This is a genomic window from Mesorhizobium sp. (genome assembly GCF_005063415.1).
In the GTDB taxonomy this organism is placed as follows: domain Bacteria; phylum Pseudomonadota; class Alphaproteobacteria; order Rhizobiales; family Rhizobiaceae; genus Mesorhizobium.
Window position 1 is genome coordinate 40255 of sequence record NZ_SUEG01000036.1, and the last position, 2162, is coordinate 42416.

Consider the following 2162-nt stretch of genomic DNA (forward strand, 5'->3'; position numbering starts at 1 on the left):
TGTGCCGGTCGGCATCTCGTCGGGTGCCGCCCTGCAAGCGGCAATCGTCGTCGGCTCGCGGCCCGAGAACAAGGGCAAGAACCTCGTCGTCGTCATCCCCTCCTTCGCCGAGCGCTATCTCTCGACGATCCTGTTCGAGGGATTGGGCGCTTAGAGTCTGGACACCTCGTCATCCCAGGGCGGAGCGAACGCGAAGCGGAGCGCAGACCCTGGGACCCATTCCGTGAGCGTGGCCAACGAATACCGCGGTGCAGAAGTGAAAGCCGTTGCAGCATCGGCAGCATGCACGCTGTCCTCCGACATCTAAAGGCTCTGCACCGTCGCGACGCTCAGAAGTTACGGCATGGATCAGGGTCTCGGCGACGTCGCTTCGCTCCTGCTCCGCCCCATACATGACGAAGGTAGGTGGGCTTCAGCCAATCTCGAAGGTTTGCGCTAGACTAGTTCACCTAGGGCAACAGGCTCCAACCCGTGCGCCGAGGACCCAGATAACAGCACTGGCCCGCTGAAAAAAAACCTGTGGCGGCTGCCGCTCGCTTGAGTAAAGCGGCGCTTCGGTTCAGATCGTCGCTGGCCTTGCACCGGCTGGCGGAGGACTTCATGTACAAGCTCTATACGCGTGCCAATAGCGGCGGCTTCGTCGTCGAGGCGGCGCTCGCTTTGGCGGGTGTGTCTTTCGACCAGATCGACGTTCCGAAGGGCCGACTCGATCAGGCCTTTTTAGACATCAGCCCCTTGAACCAGGTGCCGGTCCTGATCTTGCCGGACGGACGCTCGATGACCGAATCGGCGGCGATCTGCATCCTGCTGGCCGAGCGTCACCCGGAAGCACGACTGGCACCCGCAGCAAGTTCGCCTGACCGTGCCGACTTCCTGCGCTGGATGTTTTTCATGTCCTCCGTCACCTATTCGGCTGACCTGCGGTTCTTCTACGCTCATCGCTACACGACCGATCCCCGCGGCGTGGACGCTGTCAAACAGGCGGCGGTCTCGGAAATGGATCGCAGCTTCGCCATTCTCGATGCCGCCCTCGAAGGCCGTGACTGGCTGGCCGGCGACCGGCTCTCGCTGGCCGACATCTATCTCGTCATGTTGGTGGCCTGGCATCCGGAGGTCGCGAAGGTTCCAACCGCTTGGCCGAATATTGAACGCCTGTGGGCCAATTTGCGGGAACATCGGGTGATGAAGAGGCTGAATGCTTCCCACGACATGTGGCCGGCCTAAGCACTCCGCCTTGTCTCAGTGTCTTTCCGCGCGGCCGAGCCCTGCCCGTCGTTCCTGCAGGAACCGACGCACGGCCGGATCGCGTTCGAGGCCGATAGCCCGGTCATAGGCCTCGCTCGCTTGCGGAACTTTGCCGAGTCTGGCCAGCAGGCCCGCGCGGGCGGCCCAGTAAGGTTGATAGTCATACAGCCGCTTGTCGCCGCTGAGTTGATCAAGGGCGCCCAATCCTGCCGAAGCACCTTCGGCCTCGGCAATCGCCACCGCACGGTTGATCGACACCACCGGCGAGCCGGCAATCACCGACAGCGCGTCATAGAGCTCCTTGATCGCGACCCAGTCGGTACAACCGGTCAGCCGCCGTGTCGTATGGGCAGACTGCACGGCGGCCTCGAGCTGGTAGCGACCGACAACACCCTCGGCCGCCGCGCGCACGAGCAGCGCCTCCGCTTCATCGATCATTGTGTCGTCCCACAACGCAAGATCCTGCTCGGCCAACGGCACGTAGTCACCCGCCGCATTGCGCCGGGCTGCACGCCGCGCCTCGGCGAACAGCATCAGCGCCAGCAGGCCGAGTGCTTCCGGCTCGTCCGGCATCAGCGTGGCCACCAGCCGGCCGAGCCAGATGCCTTCGGTCGCGAGATTGCGGCGCCGCGTTTCGGTGCCGGCCGGGTCGGACCAACCTTCGGCAAACGCCGCATAGATTGCTTCCAGAACGGTGCCCAGCCGCTCACCGAGCTCGGCCCGCTCCGGCACGCGGAACGGAATGCCTGTCTCGCGAATTCGCATTTTGGCGCGCACCAGGCGCTGGCTCATCGTGGCTGGCGAGACAAGAAAAGCCGAGGCGATCGTCGCTGCGTCGAAGCCCAGGACCGTCTGCAGGATCAGCGGTGCTCGCACGCCGGCCTCGATTGCCGGGTGGGCACAGGCAAACATCAGCC

Annotated in this window: 2 protein-coding genes and 1 pseudogene; 2 read left to right on the forward strand and 1 reads right to left on the reverse strand. The window is 64.2% G+C overall.

The window, feature by feature from the left end; genetic code table 11:
- Window positions 1–154 (forward strand): annotated as a pseudogene (locus E5W70_RS12550) (cysteine synthase A); the annotation flags it as partial.
- A 446-nt stretch (window positions 155–600) separates the two neighbouring features.
- Window positions 601–1224 carry a glutathione S-transferase family protein gene (locus E5W70_RS12555; protein WP_292658284.1) on the forward strand — a complete coding sequence of 208 codons (624 nt, stop codon included), beginning with the start codon at window positions 601–603 and terminating at the stop codon, window positions 1222–1224.
- 15 nt (window positions 1225–1239) lie between these two features.
- On the opposite strand, the gene E5W70_RS12560 is transcribed toward E5W70_RS12555, so the two are convergent.
- Window positions 1240–2162: DUF6596 domain-containing protein (locus E5W70_RS12560; protein WP_292658278.1), on the reverse strand; the 923-nt coding region annotated here is incomplete at its 5' end.

What these genes read in the sequence shown, in the direction of transcription:
- E5W70_RS12555 (WP_292658284.1), top strand. Translation starts at nt 601, where the DNA reads ATGTACAAGCTCTATACGCGTGCCAATAGCGGCGGCTTCGTCGTCGAG.